Genomic DNA, 16,691 nt, shown 5'->3' on the forward strand with positions numbered 1-16,691 from the left:
CATGAACCCTCCCGTTTTGCAAAGCCACATCGCCGGCCGCTGGATCGGCCAGTCTCCCAGCCAAGTGCTGCGCAGTGCCGTCAACGGCGCGCCTGTGGCCGCCACCCATGCCGAGGCGATCGATTTTGCCGAAGCGCTCGAGCACGGCCGCCGCGCCGTGCCCGCGCTGCTTCGGCTTGACTTCCAGCAGCGCGCGGCGTGTCTGAAGGCGCTGGCGAAGTTTCTGACCGAGCGCAAGGAGCAGCTCTATGCCTGGTCCGCCCACACGGGTGCCACGCGCGCCGACGGCTGGATCGATATCGAGGGCGGGATCGGCACGCTGTTTGCCTACGCCAGCCTGGGCAGCAACGAACTGCCCAGCGGCAATCTTTGGCACGAGGGGCCGGTGGTGCCACTGGGCAAGCAGGGGCATTTTGCCGGTACCCACATTCTGGTGCCGCGCGGTGGTGTGGCGGTTCACATCAACGCGTTCAACTTCCCCGTCTGGGGGTTGCTCGAGAAGTTTGCGCCAACGTTTTTGGCCGGTATGCCTTGCATCGCCAAACCGGCCACCGCGACCAGCTACCTGGCGGAAGCGCTGGTGCGCCTGATCATGGACAGCGGCCTACTGCCCGCGGGTGCGCTGCAGCTCGTCATCGGCGCCACGGGTGATCTGCTCGACCGCCTGCAAGGCTGCGACGTGGTGACGTTTACCGGCTCGGCCGATACGGCAGCGCGGCTGCGCGCCAACCCCCACTTGGTGCAGCATGCCGTTCCCTTCAACGCCGAGGCCGATTCGCTCAACTGCGCCATCCTGGCGCCCGACGTGACGCCGGACGACGAGGAGTTCGACCTCTATGTCAAGGAAGTGGTGCGCGAGATGACGGTCAAAGCGGGGCAGAAGTGCACCGCCATCCGCCGTGCGCTGGTGCCGCGGCGGTATTTGGATGCGGTGGCCGAACGCCTGTGCGCGCGCTTGGCCAAGGTGGTCGTTGGCGACCCGGCGTTGGAGGCGGTGCGCATGGGTGCGCTGGCGTCACACGCGCAGCAGCGCGACGTGGCCGAACGCGTGGCGCTGTTGCGCCAAGGTGCCGAGGTGGTGTGGGACGGTGGGCCGAACTTTGCGCCCGTGGGCGAGGGCACCGAGCAGGGGGCGTTTTTTCCGCCCACGCTGCTGTGCAGCCGCGACCCGCACCGCCACGACGCGGTGCACGACGTGGAGGCCTTCGGGCCCGTGAGCACGTTGCTGCCCTACGATGACCTCGACGAAGCGTTGGCGCTGGCCGCCCGCGGGCGCGGCAGCCTCGTCGGCACGCTGGTCACGCGCGACCCCCAGATCGCCGCCCGGGCGATTCCCGTGGCGGCCGCCTGGCACGGCCGCTTGCTGGTGCTGGATCGCGAGGCTGCGCCGGAGTCCACCGGCCACGGCTCGCCGCTGCCGCACCTCAAGCACGGTGGCCCCGGGCGTGCCGGCGGCGGCGAGGAGCTGGGTGGCCTGCGTGCCGTCAAGCACTATCTGCAGCGCGCCGCGGTGCAGGGTTCGCCCACCATGCTGGCCGCCATCAGCGGCGAGTACGTGCGCGGCGCGGCGCGCATCGAGACCGATGTGCACCCGTTCCGCCGCCATTTCGAGGACCTGCGCGTGGGCGAGAGCCTGCTGACCCACCGGCGCACCGTCACCGAGGCCGACATCGTCGCCTTCGGCGGCCTGTCGGGCGACTACTTCTACATGCACTTCGACGACATCGCCGCCAAGGATTCGCCGTTCGGCCAGCGCATCGCGCACGGTTATTTCGTGCTGTCGGCGGCGGCGGGCCTGTTCGTCTCCCCCGCGCCAGGGCCGGTGCTGGCCAACTACGGGCTGGACACGCTGCGCTTCGTCAAGCCGGTGGCGATCGGCGACACGATCCAGGCGCGCCTGACCTGCAAGCGCAAGATCGACCGCCAGAAAACCGACGCGCAAGGGCGCGGCCAAGGCGTGGTGGCCTGGGACGTCGAAGTGACCAACCAGCGCGGCGAGCTGGTGGCCAGCTACGACATCCTGACGCTGGTGGCCAAGCGCGCGTGATGCGCGCTGGCCTCGGTCCCCTTGCCTGACCGCCGTTCGGGCGTTTTTCTGCCTTCGGGAGTCCCGCATGACCCATGCCTTTATTTGCGACGCCGTTCGCACCCCCATCGGCCGCTACGGCGGTGCCTTGTCCAGCGTGCGCACCGACGACCTGGCCGCCATCCCCATCGCGGCGCTCATGGCGCGCAACCCTCGGGTCGATTGGGGTGCCGTCGGTGACGTGATCCTGGGCTGCGCCAACCAAGCCGGTGAGGACAACCGCAACGTTGCGCGTATGGCGGCGCTGCTGGCTGGCCTGCCGCTCGACGTGCCGGGGGCGACGGTCAACCGCTTGTGTGGTTCCGGCCTGGACGCCGTGGGTACCGCCGCGCGTGCCATCAAGACCGCAGAAGCCGAGCTGATGATCGCCGGCGGCGTCGAGAGCATGAGTCGCGCGCCGTTCGTCATGCCCAAAGCAGAGACCGCTTTTTCGCGCCAGAACGCGATCTACGACACAACGATCGGCTGGCGCTTCATCAACCCGCTCATGAAGGCACGCTACGGTGTCGACTCGATGCCCGAGACGGCCGAAAACGTCGCCGCCGAATTCGGCATCAGCCGCGCAGATCAGGACCGCATGGCACTGGCGTCGCAGCACAAGGCACTCGCCGCGCAGCGCGCGGGTTTCTTTGCACAGGAGATCGTGCCCGTCACGATCCCACAGAAAAAAGGCGAGCCGATCGTCGTCGACCGCGACGAGCATCCGCGCGAGACGACGCTGGAGGCGTTGGCCCAGCTCAAGGGCGTGGTGCGACCGGACGGCACGGTGACCGCCGGCAACGCCTCGGGCGTCAACGACGGCGCTTGTGCGCTCATCCTGGCCAGCGAAGCGGCCGCGGTACGCCACGGCTTGACGCCGCGCGCGCGCGTGGTGGGCATGGCGGTAGCCGGTGTGCCGCCGCGCATCATGGGTATCGGACCCGCCCCGGCGACGCGCAAGGTCCTGGCCCTCACCGGTCTCACGCTCGATCAAATGGACGTCATCGAGCTCAACGAGGCGTTTGCCGCGCAAGGGCTGGCCGTGCTGCGCCAATTGGGCCTGGCCGACGACGACCCGCGCGTCAACCCCAACGGCGGCGCGATCGCGCTCGGCCATCCGCTGGGGGCCAGCGGTGCGCGGCTGGCGACGACGGCGGTCAACCAACTGCACCGTATCGGCGGCCGCTACGCCCTGTGCACCATGTGCATCGGCGTGGGGCAGGGCATCGCGCTGGTGCTGGAGCGGGTCTAAATGCCGAATGGCACGCCGGTTGCTTACTCACCGGTGTGCCATCACCCGATCACGAACCGTTTTTCTTGCGTTGCTGCGAGCGGATGCACGCAGCGCAGCGGGCCCATTTGCACTGGATCGGCCACGTGCTGCAGGCCATCGGCGTCTCGGCGCAATGGGTCCATCATGCGCAGCGCGAGCGGGGCTGGAGCAATCGCTGGCTCACCGTGGCTGACCCGGAGGCACGAGCGGGCGTCCGCCGTGCCCGCATCGATGCCGATGCCCGTTGGCGGGAGTGGCAACAGGCGATCGACGCGCTGGCCGAGCAGCCAGTGGCGGCGGCGTGGCCGGCCCTTTGGGGGGCGGTGGCCGATATCGCGCGCGCGCAAGCGGCCCTGCAAGGGCTTCGCTTGCAGATTGACGACCGTGCGCTGGGTTGGCCAGCCGCGACGTCGCGTTGGACCAGCGCCATTGCGTCCATGCTGCACGTCCAGGCCGAGCTGGGCTGGGTGCTGGGTGAGACGGCCGATGCCGCACGCGTCGCGATTTGGTTGACCCTCATCCGGTACAAGGAGCTGTGCGGCCAAGAGCGCGCGGTGGGCAGCGCATTGTTGGGGGAGTGTCCCGTTGATGACAGCCAGCGTCAGTGGCTAGCGGCGCTGATCGAGCGCCAGGACGAGCTGCGCGCTGCACTGGTGCGCACACAAGCGCTGCCCGCCAGGGAAGACGGCCCGTGGACGGCCGACTTGCAACGTTGGCGTGCGTTACTGCTCAGCGTCGGCGGCTGCCCGCGCGAGCCCGCGCGCGCCATTCAGTCGTGGTTCGAGGCGTGTACGCAGCGCATCGATGCGCTTCACGAAGAAGAGTTGCGTTGGCATGCCGCTTGGGGCAACGCAGAGGAGCCGACGGAGAAGGCGGCGCCGCGCTCCGTGCCCGCGTCAGCGCCTCAAGCGCGGCGACCGGCTGCGCCCTCGGCCCCCATCGAGGACCTGCGGACCCTTCGCCAGCGTTTGGCAGACCAACATTGGATCGATCATGCAAAGGCGGTTTTGATCGATCAAGGGGCCACCGAAGCGCAGGCGCACCAAGCGCTACGACGCTTGGCCATGGACCGACGCATTTCGCTGGCCGCGGCCGCGCGCTGGATTTCGGCGTCGGGTGGTGCCTAACTAGGGGGACCCGCTGCACTGCGTTGGTGCTTATGTTGCACCGCAGCAGTGCCGCCGGCGGCGACGGACGAGCGCACGACAAAACCGCCGCGCAGTCTGTCCTCTGAGCGGGGGGGCATGCATCGGTTGGCACGCTTTGTGCTAATTCTCAAACGAACGCAAAACCCGTCAATGCCGACGGACGCTTTGCGAGTGTGGCGTTCGATCGAGAGGACAACGGCGTCCCTCGCCCTGGCAGTGGCCCCTGCCTGAGGGGACGGACGCCGTTCGTGTTTTGGGTGCCAATTTTTTGATCAGTGATCAGGAGCCGTAACCATGACATCCCCTTCCCGCGACTCGTCTTCAGCGTTGTCGTCCGTCACCTGTCGCGAGGTCGCCGACGGTGCCACGCAAACCCAGGGTGTCACCCGGCGCCGCTGGCTCGGCCAAGGCGCAGCGTTGACCAGCGCCCCTCTATTTACCGCTTTGGGCCATCTGCCGGTGTGGGCTGCCGGCTCGGATGCGCCGGAAAAAACCGAAGTCAAGATCGGTTTCATCCCGCTCACCGACTGCGCCAGTGTCGTCATGGCCAACGTGCTGGGCTTTGACAAGAAGTACGGTGTCACCATCGTTCCCACCAAAGAGGCAAGCTGGGCAGGCGTGCGTGACAAGCTGGTCAACGGTGACCTGGACATGGCCCACGTCCTCTATGGATTGGTCTATGGCGTCCACCTGGGCGTCGGCGGCCCCAAAAAGGACATGGCCGTTTTGATGGGGCTCAATCACAACGGCCAGGCGATCACGCTATCCAAGGCGTTGGCCGACAAAGGCGCGATCGATGGTCCGTCCTTGGCCAAATACATGGCCACCAATAAACGTGAATATACCTTTGCGCAAACCTTTCCGACCGGTACCCACGCCATGTGGATCTATTACTGGTTGGCGACGTATGGCATCCATCCGTTTCGGGATGTCAAGACGATCACCGTGCCCCCGCCGCAAATGGTTGCCAACATGCGCGTGGGCAATATGGATGGCTTTTGTGTCGGCGAGCCATGGAATCATCGCGCCATCATGGATGGCATTGGTATCACCGCCAACACCACCCAGGATGTTTGGCCCGATCATCCCGAGAAGGTGTTGGGAACGACGGCGGAGTTCGTAAAAAAATACCCGAACACGACACGCGCAGTGATGATGGCGGTGCTCGAGGCCAGCCGCTGGATCGACGCTAGCCTGTCGAACAAGCTGAAGATGGCGGAAACGATTGCCCAAAAAGCGTATGTCAATACCAGTGTCGACACGATCAACCAGCGCATACTTGGGCGTTATCAAAATGGGTTGGGAAAAACCTGGGACGACCCGAACCACATGAAGTTCTTCAACGATGGCAAGGTCAATTATCCGTATTTGTCGGATGGCATGTGGTTCTTGACGCAACACAAGCGCTGGGGCTTGCTCACCAGCCATCCCGATTACCTCGCGGTGGCCAAGCAGGTCAACCAAATCGAGCTCTATCGTTCGGTGGCTTCCGCCATGGGTATCAGCGTACCCAAAGACACATTGCGCAGCAGCAAATTCATCGACGGCAGGGTATGGGATGGCAAAGACCCTGCCAAGTACGCCGATAGCTTCGCCATCAAAGCCTGATTTCACCGGGAGCACGTCATGGTTGCCGCCATTTTTCATTTGCCTCTGGATGAGGCGCCCACAGAAGACCGCAGCGAGGTTCGCCAGACGGTCCCATCGCACACGCTGCCGAAAGGCCCGGCCATGGGTCGTGCGCCTCTGCGGCCGCGGCTGGCTGGGTTTTGGGGGCGTGGGTTCGCTGGCCTGGCCGGCCTCGCATTGGTGGTCGGTATCTGGGCTTTGTTGACCAAAGGGGATCAAGGCCCCTTTCCCTCGCCCGCTTCGACCTTCGATGCCGCCGCGAAGTTATTTTCCGACCCGTTTTACCGCAATGGTCCCAATGACCAGGGGATTGGATGGAATGTCTTGAGCAGCTTGCAGCGCGTTGGGACGGGGTTCGGGCTGGCAGCATTGGTGGGTATTCCTTTGGGATTCATGATCGGGCGTTATGCGGTGCTCAGCGCAATGCTCAACCCGCTGATCGCCTTGTTGCGGCCCGTCAGCCCGCTGGCTTGGTTGCCGATCGGTCTGCTCGTTTTCAAATCGGCCAACCCGGCGGCGATCTGGACGATTTTTATCTGTTCCATCTGGCCAATGATCATCAATACGGCGACGGGCGTGCAGCGTGTGCCCCAGGACTATTTGAACGTGGCACGCGTGCTCAACCTGTCCGAATGGAAGGTGGTGACGCGAATCCTCTTGCCGGCCACGCTGCCCTATGTGTTGACCGGTGTGCGCCTGTCGGTCGGAACCGCGTGGCTGGTCATCGTTGCCGCTGAGATGTTGACGGGTGGCGTCGGCATCGGATTTTGGGTGTGGGACGAGTGGAACAACCTCAACGTCGAACACATTATCATCGCCATCGTCGTGATCGGATTCGTCGGGTTGGTGTTGGAGGCCTTGCTGATCCGTCTGGCACGACTGCTGACGCACGAGGAGGTGCGGACATGAACGAGACTCGCTATATCCAAATCCAGGGTGTTGAGCAAACGTTCAACACGCCACGTGGACCTTTCACCGCCTTACGGGATATCGATTTGACGATTGCGCGAGGGGAGTTCGTGGCCCTAATTGGGCACTCGGGCTGTGGCAAATCGACCTTGCTGAATCTGATCGCCGGTTTGACGCGGCCGACCCAAGGCGTCTTGTTGTGCGACAACCGTGAAGTCGTTGGCCCGGGACCCGAGCGGGCGATGGTGTTCCAAAACCACTCTCTGCTGCCGTGGTTGACGTGCTGGGGTAACGTTTATTTGGCGGTCGAGCGGGTCTTTGGCCAGCAGGAGCCCAAGCGTCGGCTTCAGGAGCGAACCCAGGCCGCACTGGATTTGGTGGGGTTGGCTCATGCCGCGTCAAAGTACCCTGCTGAAATCAGCGGGGGCATGAAGCAGCGCGTGGGGATTGCGCGCGCGTTGTCGATGGAGCCCAAGGTGCTGCTGATGGACGAGCCGTTTGGGGCGCTGGACGCGCTGACCCGTGCCCGTCTGCAGGACGAGCTGATGCAAATCGTGGCCCAGACGCACAGTACGGTGGTCATGGTGACGCACGATGTGGATGAGGCCGTGTTGTTGGCCGACCGAATCGTCATGATGACCAATGGCCCGGCGGCCACGATTGGCGAGGTGTTGCCGGTGCCCTTGCCCAGGCCGCGTGACCGGCTGGCGTTGGCCGACGACCCCGCGTACCAGCGCTGCCGCAAGGCGGTGCTGGACTTCCTCTACGCCCGCCACGCCCAGCCCGTGGCCGTGGCCCATTGAACATGCAGGAGGCCTTCGTATGGACATGCGGGTACACCCCCTTCGCCGACAGCGCCTGGTGCTGGTGGGCAACGGCATGGCCGGCGTGCGCACCCTGGAAGAGTTGCTGAAGATCGCGCCCGATCTCTACGAGATCACGGTCTTCGGTGCCGAGCCGCACCCGAACTACAACCGCATCGCGCTGTCGCCGGTGCTCGCGGGCGAGCAGACGCTGGAGGAGATCATTCTCAATCCGGTGTCGTGGTACGAGGACAACGGCATCACCCTGCATCTGGGCAAGAAGGTGGTGGAAGTCGATCGCAGCCGCCGCATCGTGCGTGCAGAGGACGGCACCGAGGCCGCCTACGATCGCCTGCTGCTGGCCACCGGCTCCAACCCCTTCATCCTGCCGGTGCCGGGCAGGGATCTCGATGGCGTGATCGCCTACCGCGACATCGCCGACACCAACGCGATGATCGAGGCGGCTGCGAAGTACCGGCATGCCGTGGTGATCGGCGGCGGCCTGCTGGGCCTGGAGGCGGCCAACGGCCTGATGCTGCGCGGCATGCAGGTCAGCGTGGTGCACATCGCGCCCTGGCTGATGGAGCGTCAGCTCGATGAGGTGGCCGGCAAAATGCTCCAGAAGTCGCTGGAGGAGCGGGGGTTGAAGTTCCTGATCGGTGCCCAGACCCAGGCCCTGATCGGCGGCCCCGACGGGCGCGTCATGGCCGTGCAGTTCAAGGACGGCTCGGAGGTGCCGGCCGACCTCGTGGTCATGGCCGCAGGCATCCGACCCAACACCGAACTGGCCGAGCGGATCGGCCTGCACTGCCACCGCGGCATCGTCGTCAGCGACACGATGCAAACCGTCACCGACCCGCGCATCTACGCAGTGGGCGAATGCGCCTCGCATCGCGGCGTCGCCTATGGTCTGGTGGCCCCGCTGTTCGAGCAGGCCAAGGTGTGCGCCACCCATTTGGCGCAGTTCGGTATCGGACGCTACCTTGGCTCGCAGGTCTCGACCAAGCTCAAGGTTACCGGTATCGATCTGTTTTCGGCCGGCGACTTCATGGGCGGCGAGGGCACGGAAGAGATCGTGCTGCACGACCCCTATGGCGGGGTCTATAAAAAGCTCGTGCTCAAGGATGACCGGCTCGTGGGTGCCTGCTTGTATGGGGACACGGTGGATGGCGCCTGGTACTTCAAGCTGCTGCGCGAGGGGCGGCCCGTCCACGACATCCGCGACCGGCTGATGTTCGGCGAATCGAACATCGGCGACACCGGCCACGAAGGCCACAACAAGGCCGCAGCCATGGCCGACAGCGACGAGGTCTGCGGCTGCAACGGTGTGACCAAGGGCACTATCTGCAAGGCCATCAAGGACAAGGGCCTGTTCACGCTAGAGGAGGTGCGCAAGCACACCAAGGCCAGCGCCTCCTGCGGCTCGTGCACCGGGCTGGTGGAGCAGCTGCTGATGTTCGTTGCCGGCGGTGACTATTCGGCGACGCCCAAGCAGAAGGCGATGTGCGGCTGCACCGACTACAGCCATGAGGAGGTGCGCCAAGCCATCCGCACGCCGCTGGCCGATGGCCGCAAGTTGCTCACCATCGACGCGGTGATGCGCCACCTGAACTGGCGCACGCCCAACGGCTGCGCCACCTGCCGACCGGCGTTGAACTACTACCTGATCTCCACCTGGCCGAAGGAGGCGCAGGACGACCCGCAGTCGCGCTTCATCAACGAGCGCAGCCACGCCAACATCCAAAAGGACGGCACCTACTCAGTGGTGCCGCGCATGTGGGGCGGCGAGACCTCGGCCGACGAGCTGCGCCGCATCGCCGACGTGGTGGACAAATACCAGATCCCCACCGTCAAGGTCACGGGCGGCCAGCGCATCGACCTGCTGGGCGTGAAAAAGGAAGACCTCGTCCACGTTTGGCGCGATCTCGGTATGCCCTCGGGCCATGCATATGCCAAGGCGCTGCGCACGGTCAAGACCTGCGTGGGCAGCGAATGGTGCCGCTTCGGCACCCAGGACAGTACCCAAATGGGCAAGGACCTGGAGCGCGCGCTGTGGCGCATGTACGCCCCGCACAAGGTCAAGCTCGCCGTCAGCGGCTGCCCGCGCAACTGCGCCGAGGCGGGCATCAAGGACGTGGGCGTGATTGGCGTTGACTCGGGCTGGGAGATCTACATCGCCGGAAACGGCGGCATCAAGACGGAGGTGGCGCAGTTCTTGGTCAAGGTGCGCACGCCCAGTGAGGTGCTGGAGTACGCCGGGGCGTTCTTGCAGCTCTACCGGCTCGAAGGCTGGTATCTGGAGCGCACGGTGCACTTCGTGCAGCGCGTCGGCGTGGATTACGTCAAGCGTCGCATCGTGGACGATGCCACAGGCCGCAAAGAGCTTTGGGCGCAGCTGCAATATGCGCTGGACGGCGAACCCGATCCCTGGTTCGAGTTCGAAAAGGCGCGAGTCGATCTGCGGCAGTTTGAGCCGTTGAGCGCGTGATGCCGAAAAGGAGCGCTTCCATGACCGAATGGAAACCTGTCTGTCGTATCGAGGACATCCCGCGCCTGGGGGCGCGCCGTGTGCAAAGGGCCGTGGGCGGTGCGGTGGCGGTCTTTCGCACCGCCGATGATCAAGTGTTTGCGTTGCTCGATCGCTGCCCGCACCGGGGTGGGCCGCTGAGCCAGGGAATCGTTTTCGGTACCCATGTGGCCTGCCCGCTGCACAACTGGACGATCGGTTTGGCTGATGGCTGTGCGGTTGCGCCCGACGAGGGATCGACCCCTGTGTTCCAAGTGCGTGTGGAAGATGGGCGGGTTTTTCTGGACGCCGGCGAACTGGCCTCACTGGGGCTCGAACCGTCGGCGGCGGCGGCCAGTTCCCGATGCGATTGCCCAGAGGCGTTGCAGCCATGACGCAAACCCGCTCGACCTGTCCCTATTGCGGGGTTGGCTGCGGCGTGATCATCGAGTCCGACGGCGGTCGCATCACCGGCGTGCGCGGCGACCCTGAGCATCCGGCCAACCATGGCCGCCTGTGTACCAAGGGCAGCACGCTGCACCTGACGGCCGATCCGGCGGTGGCCGCCGCCACGCGGCTGCTCTACCCGATGCGCCGCGCGGTGCGGGGTCAGCCGCCGCAGCGCATTGACTGGGAGACAGCGCTGGACGAAGCGGCCACCCGCTTTGGCGACATCGTCGATCGCCACGGCCCCGATGCCGTGGGCTTCTACATCTCGGGGCAGCTCCTCACCGAGGACTACTACGTCTTCAACAAGCTGGCCAAGGGCCTGATCGGCACCAACAACATCGACACCAACTCGCGTCTGTGCATGAGCAGTGCGGTGGCGGCCTACAAGCTCACACTGGGCGCCGATGCGCCGCCCAACTGCTACGAAGACGTCGACCATGCCGAGGTGATCTTCATCGCGGGCTCCAACACCGCCTACGCCCACCCCATCCTGTTCCGGCGCATCGAGGACGCCAAGCGCGCCAACCCCCATCTCAAACTGATCGTCGCCGACCCGCGCCGCACGGAAACGGCCGAAGTCGCTGATCTGCATTTGCCGCTGCAACCCGGCACCGACGTGGCGCTGTTTCACGCGATGTTGCATGTGCTCATCTGGGAGGGTCTGATCGACCCTGCCTTCATCGCCGCCCACACCGACGGCTTCGAGGCATTGAAGAAGCGCGTGGCCGAGTTCACGCCGGGGGCGGTGGCCACGCTGTGTGGGCTGCCGGCCGAGGCGATCGTGCAGGCGGCGCGCTGGTTTGGTCAATCGCGAGCGACGTTGTCCCTCTACTGCCAGGGCCTGAACCAGAGCAGCAGCGGCACCGCCAAGAACGCCGCCCTCATCAACCTTCACCTGGCCACTGGCCAGATCGGCCGCCCCGGGGCCGGGCCCTTCTCGCTCACCGGCCAGCCCAACGCCATGGGCGGCCGCGAGGTCGGCGGCCTGGCCAATCTGCTGTCGGCGCACCGCGACCTGTCCAACCCGCAGCACCGTGCCGAAGTCGCCCGCCTGTGGGGAGTGGCCGACGTGCCGGCCACGCCGGGCAAGACAGCCGTCGAAATGTTCGAGGCCGCCGCCCGCGGCGAGATCAAGGCGCTGTGGATCGCTTGCACCAATCCGGCGCAGTCCCTGCCCGACCAGGCCACCGTGCGTGCGGCACTGAAGCGCTGCGAGTTCGTCGTGGTGCAGGAAGCCTTTGCCACCACGGCCACCTGCGCCTACGCGGATCTGCTGCTGCCTGCCAGCACCTGGGGCGAAAAAGAAGGCACCGTCACCAACAGCGAGCGCCGCATCAGCCGCGTGCGCTCCGCCGTGGCGCCGCCCGGCGAGGCCCGTGCCGACTGGCGCATCGCGGTCGAGTTCGCACACCGGCTCGAAGCCCGCTGGAGCGCGCGCCGCAACGGCCAGGCCACGCTCTTTCCCTACGACACTCCCGAAGCCATCTGGAACGAGCACCGCGAATCCACCCGCGGGCGCGACCTGGACATCACCGGCCTGAGCTATGCGCGGCTGGAGCACGAGGGCCCGCAGCACTGGCCCTGCCCCGAGGGCCAGGCCCCGCGCGCGCGGCTGTACGAGGACGGGCGTTTCCCCACGCCCGATGGGCGTGCGCGCTTTGCCGACGTGCCCTACACCCCCCTGGCCGAGCCGCGCGATGCCCGCTACCCTTTCAGCCTGACCACCGGCCGGCTGCGCGACCACTGGCACGGCATGAGCCGCACCGGCCTGCTCGGGCGGCTGTTCGGTCATGTGAGCGAGCCCGCCGTGCAACTGCACCCGCAGGACATGGCGCGGCGTGGCCTGAAGGACGGCGACCTCGTCCATCTCACGTCCCGGCGCGGCTCCATCGTGCTGCCGGTCCAAGGCAGCGAGCAGGTGGGCCTGTCCCAGGCCTTCCTGGCCATGCACTGGGGCGAGGAGTTCCTCTCCGGTGCCAGCAGCACCGGCGAGCGCCTGGCCGGCGTCAATGCCCTGACCACCCCCGCCTTCTGCCCGACATCCAAGCAGCCCGAACTCAAGCACGCGGCCGTCAAGGTGCTCAAGGCCGAACTGCCGTGGACCCTGCTCGCGGCCGCCTGGCTGCCGGTGGGCCAGGCCCATCGCGCCATCGCGGCCCTGCGCGAGCTGATGCCACGCTTCGCCTACGCCAGTTGCGTGCCTTTCGGGCGCGAGCCCAGCGAGCGCGGCGTGCTGGGGGTGCTCTTTCGGGCGGCCGCCGTCGAGCCCCCCGGCGACGAGTGGCTCGCGCACATCGAGGAGGAGCTCGGCCTGGCCGGCGCCGAGGTGCTGCGCTACGCCGACCGCCGCCGGGGCCAGCGCCGTGCGATGCGCCTGGTGCCCCGCGGGGACGGCCGCCAGGACGCCCGGCTCGAAGCCTTCGTGCTGGCCGGCGACACCCGCGCCGAATCCTGGGTACGCGCCCTGCTGCAAGACGAAGGGCCCGCCCAGGCCTATGGCCGCGCCCTGCTCGCGCCCGGCGCCAAGCCGCCGGCAACGCTGGCCCCGCGCAGCCGCCAGGTCTGCACCTGCCTGAACGTCACGGAAGGCGAGATCCTCGCCACCCTGGCGCAATGCCAGGGCAGCGCCGAAGACCGCCTGGCCCGTCTGCAGGCCGAACGGCGCTGCGGCACCCAGTGCGGCTCCTGCGTGCCCGAACTGCGCCGGCTGGTGCGCACCAGCCTGCAGGCCGCGTGACAATGGGGCCCCTGCCTGGATCGGACACCCGACGCACGACCTCATGAGCATCGCCCCCTACATCAAGGAGATCGGCCGCGGCAAGGAAGGCGCCCGCTCGCTGAACCGCGAGCAGGCCCACGATCTGATGTGCCAGGTCCTCGACGGCCGGGTCAGCGACCTCGAGCTCGGCGCCTTTGCCATCGCGATGCGCATCAAGGGCGAATCGGTCGAGGAGCTGGCCGGCTTCTTGCAGGCCACACGAGACCGCTGCCTGCCCATCGCCCCCGGCCGCCCCCTGGTCGTGCTGCCGTCCTACAACGGCGCGCGCAAGCTGCCCAACCTCACCGCGCTGCTGGCACTGATGCTGTCGCGCGCGGGTGTGGCCGTGCTGGTGCATGGCATGCCCGACGACCCGGGCCGCGTCACCACCGCCGAGATCTTCAGCCACCTCGGCCTGGCGCCGGCCGAAACCCCCGGCGATCTGCAGCAACGCTGGGCCCGTGGCGAGCCTGCCTACATCCGCACCGGGCATCTGTGCCCGCCGCTGGCGCGATTGCTCGACGTGCGCTGGGTCATCGGCCTGCGCAATCCCGGTCACACCGTGGCCAAGCTGCTCGACCCGGGCGAAGGCCTGCGTGTCGTGAACTACACCCACCCCGAGTACGGGGCCTTGCTGACGCAGTTCCTGCAGGCCACCGCCGCCCACGCGATGCTGCTGCGGGGCACCGAAGGCGAGCCCTTCGCCGACCCGCGCCGCACACCGCGCATGGACGTCTTTCTGTCCGGGCGGCGTCTCAGTGCATGGTCGGTGCCGGCGAAAGACGGGGTGCTGGACAGTATTCCCCCTTTGCCCGCAAGCCGCGATGCGCGTGCCACGGCGGCGTATATCCAAGACGTCCTCGATGGGCGTATGCCCGCACCGGATCCGCTGAGGCAGCAGGTGTGGGCGCTGCAACGGGCGGTGCAGTCGTTTTGTCAACCCGAGGAGTCAGGCCATGCAGCCACACACAGTCCATGAGAAGCCGACAGTCTTTCTGGTGGGGGCGGGTCCGGGCGACCCGGAGTTGCTCACGGTCAAAGCGGTCAAGGCGATCGCACAGGCCACGGTGTTGTTGGTCGATGACTTGGTGGGCCGGGGTGTGCTGGCATACGCTCAACCCGGAGCGCGCCAGATTTATGTCGGCAAGCGTGGCGGATGTGCGTCCACGCCGCAGCACTTCATCGAGCAGCTGATGATCCGTGAGGCGCGCCGCGGAGAGCGCGTCGTTCGCCTCAAGGGAGGCGATCCGTTTATCTTCGGCCGCGGCGGCGAGGAGGCGGAGCGCTTGCGTGCTGCAGGGCTGCAGGTCGAGGTCGTCAGTGGCATCACGGCGGGCTTGGCTGCGACGACCAGCCTTGGCGTGCCCTGGACGCATCGCGCCCATGCGCACGGTGTGGTGTTGGTCACGGGACATGCGCACCCAGGCAGTTCGGGGCCGGATTGGCGTTCGTTGGCGAAAACCTGCGTGTCAGCCCGCTTGACGTTGGTGATTTACATGGGAGTGGCGTTGGCGCGCTGCTTACAAGAGGAGCTGTTGGCCGGGGGCTTGCCCGCCGACACACCGGTTGGCGTGATACAACACGCCTCGTTGCCCCAGCAGCGCCACGTCGTGACCACACTCGACGCCCTGGCCCTGGCGATCGAGCGCGAGTGCCTGGGCAGCCCGGCCGTGATCATTGTGGGCGACGTGTTGCGTGGCTTGCCGACCGCCCAATCCTGCCTATCCGAGAAAGGCCAAGCCCTGGCATAGCACGCTTGCGCAAAAAAAGAACCCCGACCTAAAGGGCCGGGGTTGCAAGCCTTATGCTGTCACACACAAAGGCACCCGCTCAGGGAGGAAAAGCGGGGAGCCGCAAACGGCTCAAGCGAAACTTTACCACAAACTGACGAGCTGGGTGTTCGGAAAGTCGCAAAAAAGTGACAGCGCCTCTCAGGTCTCGTCGTTTTGAGCAGTTTTGCGGTTTCTGGGCTGCAGGTCGAAGCGCAGCAACCGGCACTCGATCGGCCCGTTGAACAGCGGCACGCGCCGGCTGGCCTGCAGGCGCAGCCGGCGTGGCAGTTCGCGGTCGGGCGTGAGCACCCAGGCGGTCCAGCCGCCGAAGTGGGTCTTCCAGTGCGCGGCCAGCCGCTCGTAGAAGACGTCCGCTCCCAAGCCGCCGACCACGCCGGCGGCTTCTATGCGTTCTCCATACGGGGGATTGAGCAACAGCACGCCAGGCCACGGGCTAGGGGGCAGGCGTTGCAGGGCGTCGCCGCCGCGGAACTCGACCGCTGCGCCGACACCGGCACGTTCGGCATTGCGGCGGGCGAAATCGACCATGCGGAAGGAGACGTCGCTGCCGTAGGCGATGGCCGGTCCGCCGGTGGGCCAGCGCCGCTCGGCGGCGCGCGCCTGCTCGCGCAGCGCGGCCCAGCGCGCCGCGTCGTGTGGCAGCAGCCGCTCGAAGGCGAAGCGCCGCTGACGCCCCGGTGCCTGCCGCAGCGCGATCTGCGCGGCCTCGATGACCAGCGTGCCGCTGCCGCAGCAGGGGTCGAACAGCGGCACCGGCGCGCCGTCGGCGTCGGTGCCGGTCCACCCGGTGGCGGCAATCATCGCGGCCGCCAGCGTCTCTTTCAGCGGCGCGTCGCCCTTGTCGGTGCGCCAGCCGCGCTTGAACAATGGCTCGCCGCTGGTGTCGAGCGACAGCGTCAACGTGTCGGCGCTCAGGTGGGCATACACGCGCACATCGGGTTGGGCCGTGTCGACGCTGGGGCGCGCGCCGCGGCGTGCGCGCAGGCGGTCGCAGACGGCGTCCTTGATGCGCAGCCCCGCAAAGTGCAGGCTGCGCAGCGGACTGCGCTGGGCTGTGACTTCGACCTTGATCGTATGCCGTGGCGTGAACCAGTCTTCCCAGGCGATTTCGGCAGCCGCGCCGTAGAGGTCGTCTTCGCTGCGGTACGGGCCCTCCCATAGGCGCAGCAGCACGCGCTGGGCGATGCGGCTGTGCAGGTTCAGGCGCAGCACGGTATCCCAGTCGCCGCGCAGGCCGACACCCGCGCGGCCCAAGGTCAAGGCGTGGTCGGGCACGGCGCACAGGCGCTGCACTTCGGTGGCCAAAAACGGGGGACAGCCGCCCGCGCAGGGCAGAAAGAGGTCGACGGTGGACATG

At 66.9% G+C, this 16,691-nt stretch carries 12 protein-coding genes; 11 read left to right on the forward strand and 1 reads right to left on the reverse strand.

Annotation, left to right across the window (positions count from 1 at the left end):
• Position 1 precedes the first annotated feature (1 nt).
• The 11 genes from paaZ to cobA all read left to right on the forward strand — a co-directional run bounded on the left by paaZ (position 2) and on the right by cobA (position 15,292).
• Positions 2 to 2,047: a phenylacetic acid degradation bifunctional protein PaaZ gene (gene paaZ / locus ACPP3B_RS06155; RefSeq protein WP_424860053.1), complete on the forward strand. Its 2,046-nt coding sequence runs from the start codon at positions 2 to 4 to the stop codon at positions 2,045 to 2,047.
• 67 nt (positions 2,048 to 2,114) lie between these two features.
• The gene (pcaF, locus tag ACPP3B_RS06160) at positions 2,115 to 3,317 is read left to right on the forward strand and encodes a 3-oxoadipyl-CoA thiolase (RefSeq protein WP_299021719.1); all 1,203 of its coding nucleotides are present in this window, start codon (positions 2,115 to 2,117) and stop codon (positions 3,315 to 3,317) included.
• An 83-nt stretch (positions 3,318 to 3,400) separates the two neighbouring features.
• Positions 3,401 to 4,465 (forward strand): nitrate- and nitrite sensing domain-containing protein, encoded by a 1,065-nt coding sequence (locus tag ACPP3B_RS06165; protein WP_424860054.1) that lies wholly within the window; start codon positions 3,401 to 3,403, stop codon positions 4,463 to 4,465.
• Positions 4,466 to 4,780: 315 nt separating this feature from the next.
• Positions 4,781 to 6,094 carry a CmpA/NrtA family ABC transporter substrate-binding protein gene (locus ACPP3B_RS06170; RefSeq protein ID WP_299018889.1) on the forward strand — a complete coding sequence of 438 codons (1,314 nt, stop codon included), beginning with the start codon at positions 4,781 to 4,783 and terminating at the stop codon, positions 6,092 to 6,094.
• A gap of 18 nt (positions 6,095 to 6,112) precedes the next feature.
• The gene (gene ntrB / locus ACPP3B_RS06175) at positions 6,113 to 7,024 is read left to right on the forward strand and encodes a nitrate ABC transporter permease (RefSeq protein WP_299018891.1); all 912 of its coding nucleotides are present in this window, start codon (positions 6,113 to 6,115) and stop codon (positions 7,022 to 7,024) included.
• Positions 7,021 to 7,827: an ABC transporter ATP-binding protein gene (locus ACPP3B_RS06180; protein ID WP_424860055.1), complete on the forward strand. Its 807-nt coding sequence runs from the start codon at positions 7,021 to 7,023 to the stop codon at positions 7,825 to 7,827. Before ntrB ends, ACPP3B_RS06180 begins: the two co-directional genes overlap by 4 nt.
• Positions 7,828 to 7,846: 19 nt before the next feature.
• Positions 7,847 to 10,315, forward strand: coding sequence for a nitrite reductase large subunit NirB (gene nirB, locus ACPP3B_RS06185; protein WP_424860056.1), 2,469 nt, complete (start codon positions 7,847 to 7,849; stop codon positions 10,313 to 10,315).
• A gap of 20 nt (positions 10,316 to 10,335) precedes the next feature.
• Entirely contained in the window at positions 10,336 to 10,728 is a 393-nt protein-coding gene (gene nirD, locus ACPP3B_RS06190) for a nitrite reductase small subunit NirD (protein ID WP_299018897.1), read from the forward strand.
• Positions 10,725 to 13,520, forward strand: coding sequence for a molybdopterin-dependent oxidoreductase (locus ACPP3B_RS06195; RefSeq protein ID WP_424860057.1), 2,796 nt, complete (start codon positions 10,725 to 10,727; stop codon positions 13,518 to 13,520). The genes nirD and ACPP3B_RS06195 overlap by 4 nt, the downstream gene beginning before the upstream one ends.
• Before the next feature lie 43 nt (positions 13,521 to 13,563).
• Positions 13,564 to 14,520: a DNA-binding protein YbiB gene (gene ybiB / locus ACPP3B_RS06200; RefSeq protein ID WP_424860058.1), complete on the forward strand. Its 957-nt coding sequence runs from the start codon at positions 13,564 to 13,566 to the stop codon at positions 14,518 to 14,520.
• Entirely contained in the window at positions 14,498 to 15,292 is a 795-nt protein-coding gene (cobA, locus tag ACPP3B_RS06205) for a uroporphyrinogen-III C-methyltransferase (RefSeq protein ID WP_424860059.1), read from the forward strand. Before ybiB ends, cobA begins: the two co-directional genes overlap by 23 nt.
• 180 nt (positions 15,293 to 15,472) lie before the next feature.
• On the opposite strand, the gene ACPP3B_RS06210 is transcribed toward cobA, so the two are convergent.
• Positions 15,473 to 16,690: a THUMP domain-containing class I SAM-dependent RNA methyltransferase gene (locus ACPP3B_RS06210; RefSeq protein ID WP_424860060.1), complete on the reverse strand. Its 1,218-nt coding sequence runs from the start codon at positions 16,688 to 16,690 to the stop codon at positions 15,473 to 15,475.
• Position 16,691 lies beyond the last annotated feature (1 nt).

It is taken from the genome of Tepidimonas sp. HKU77, assembly GCF_049728535.1.
Classification (GTDB): Bacteria; Pseudomonadota; Gammaproteobacteria; order Burkholderiales; family Burkholderiaceae_C; genus Tepidimonas.

What these genes read in the sequence shown, in the direction of transcription:
- paaZ (WP_424860053.1), top strand. Translation starts at nt 2, where the DNA reads ATGAACCCTCCCGTTTTGCAAAGCCACATCGCCGGCCGCTGGATCGGC.
- pcaF (WP_299021719.1), top strand. Translation starts at nt 2,115, where the DNA reads ATGACCCATGCCTTTATTTGCGACGCCGTTCGCACCCCCATCGGCCGC.
- ACPP3B_RS06165 (WP_424860054.1), top strand. Translation starts at nt 3,401, where the DNA reads ATGCACGCAGCGCAGCGGGCCCATTTGCACTGGATCGGCCACGTGCTG.
- ACPP3B_RS06170 (WP_299018889.1), top strand. Translation starts at nt 4,781, where the DNA reads ATGACATCCCCTTCCCGCGACTCGTCTTCAGCGTTGTCGTCCGTCACC.
- ntrB (WP_299018891.1), top strand. Translation starts at nt 6,113, where the DNA reads ATGGTTGCCGCCATTTTTCATTTGCCTCTGGATGAGGCGCCCACAGAA.
- ACPP3B_RS06180 (WP_424860055.1), top strand. Translation starts at nt 7,021, where the DNA reads ATGAACGAGACTCGCTATATCCAAATCCAGGGTGTTGAGCAAACGTTC.
- nirB (WP_424860056.1), top strand. Translation starts at nt 7,847, where the DNA reads ATGGACATGCGGGTACACCCCCTTCGCCGACAGCGCCTGGTGCTGGTG.
- nirD (WP_299018897.1), top strand. Translation starts at nt 10,336, where the DNA reads ATGACCGAATGGAAACCTGTCTGTCGTATCGAGGACATCCCGCGCCTG.
- ACPP3B_RS06195 (WP_424860057.1), top strand. Translation starts at nt 10,725, where the DNA reads ATGACGCAAACCCGCTCGACCTGTCCCTATTGCGGGGTTGGCTGCGGC.
- ybiB (WP_424860058.1), top strand. Translation starts at nt 13,564, where the DNA reads ATGAGCATCGCCCCCTACATCAAGGAGATCGGCCGCGGCAAGGAAGGC.
- cobA (WP_424860059.1), top strand. Translation starts at nt 14,498, where the DNA reads ATGCAGCCACACACAGTCCATGAGAAGCCGACAGTCTTTCTGGTGGGG.
- ACPP3B_RS06210 (WP_424860060.1), bottom strand. Translation starts at nt 16,690, where the DNA reads ATGTCCACCGTCGACCTCTTTCTGCCCTGCGCGGGCGGCTGTCCCCCG.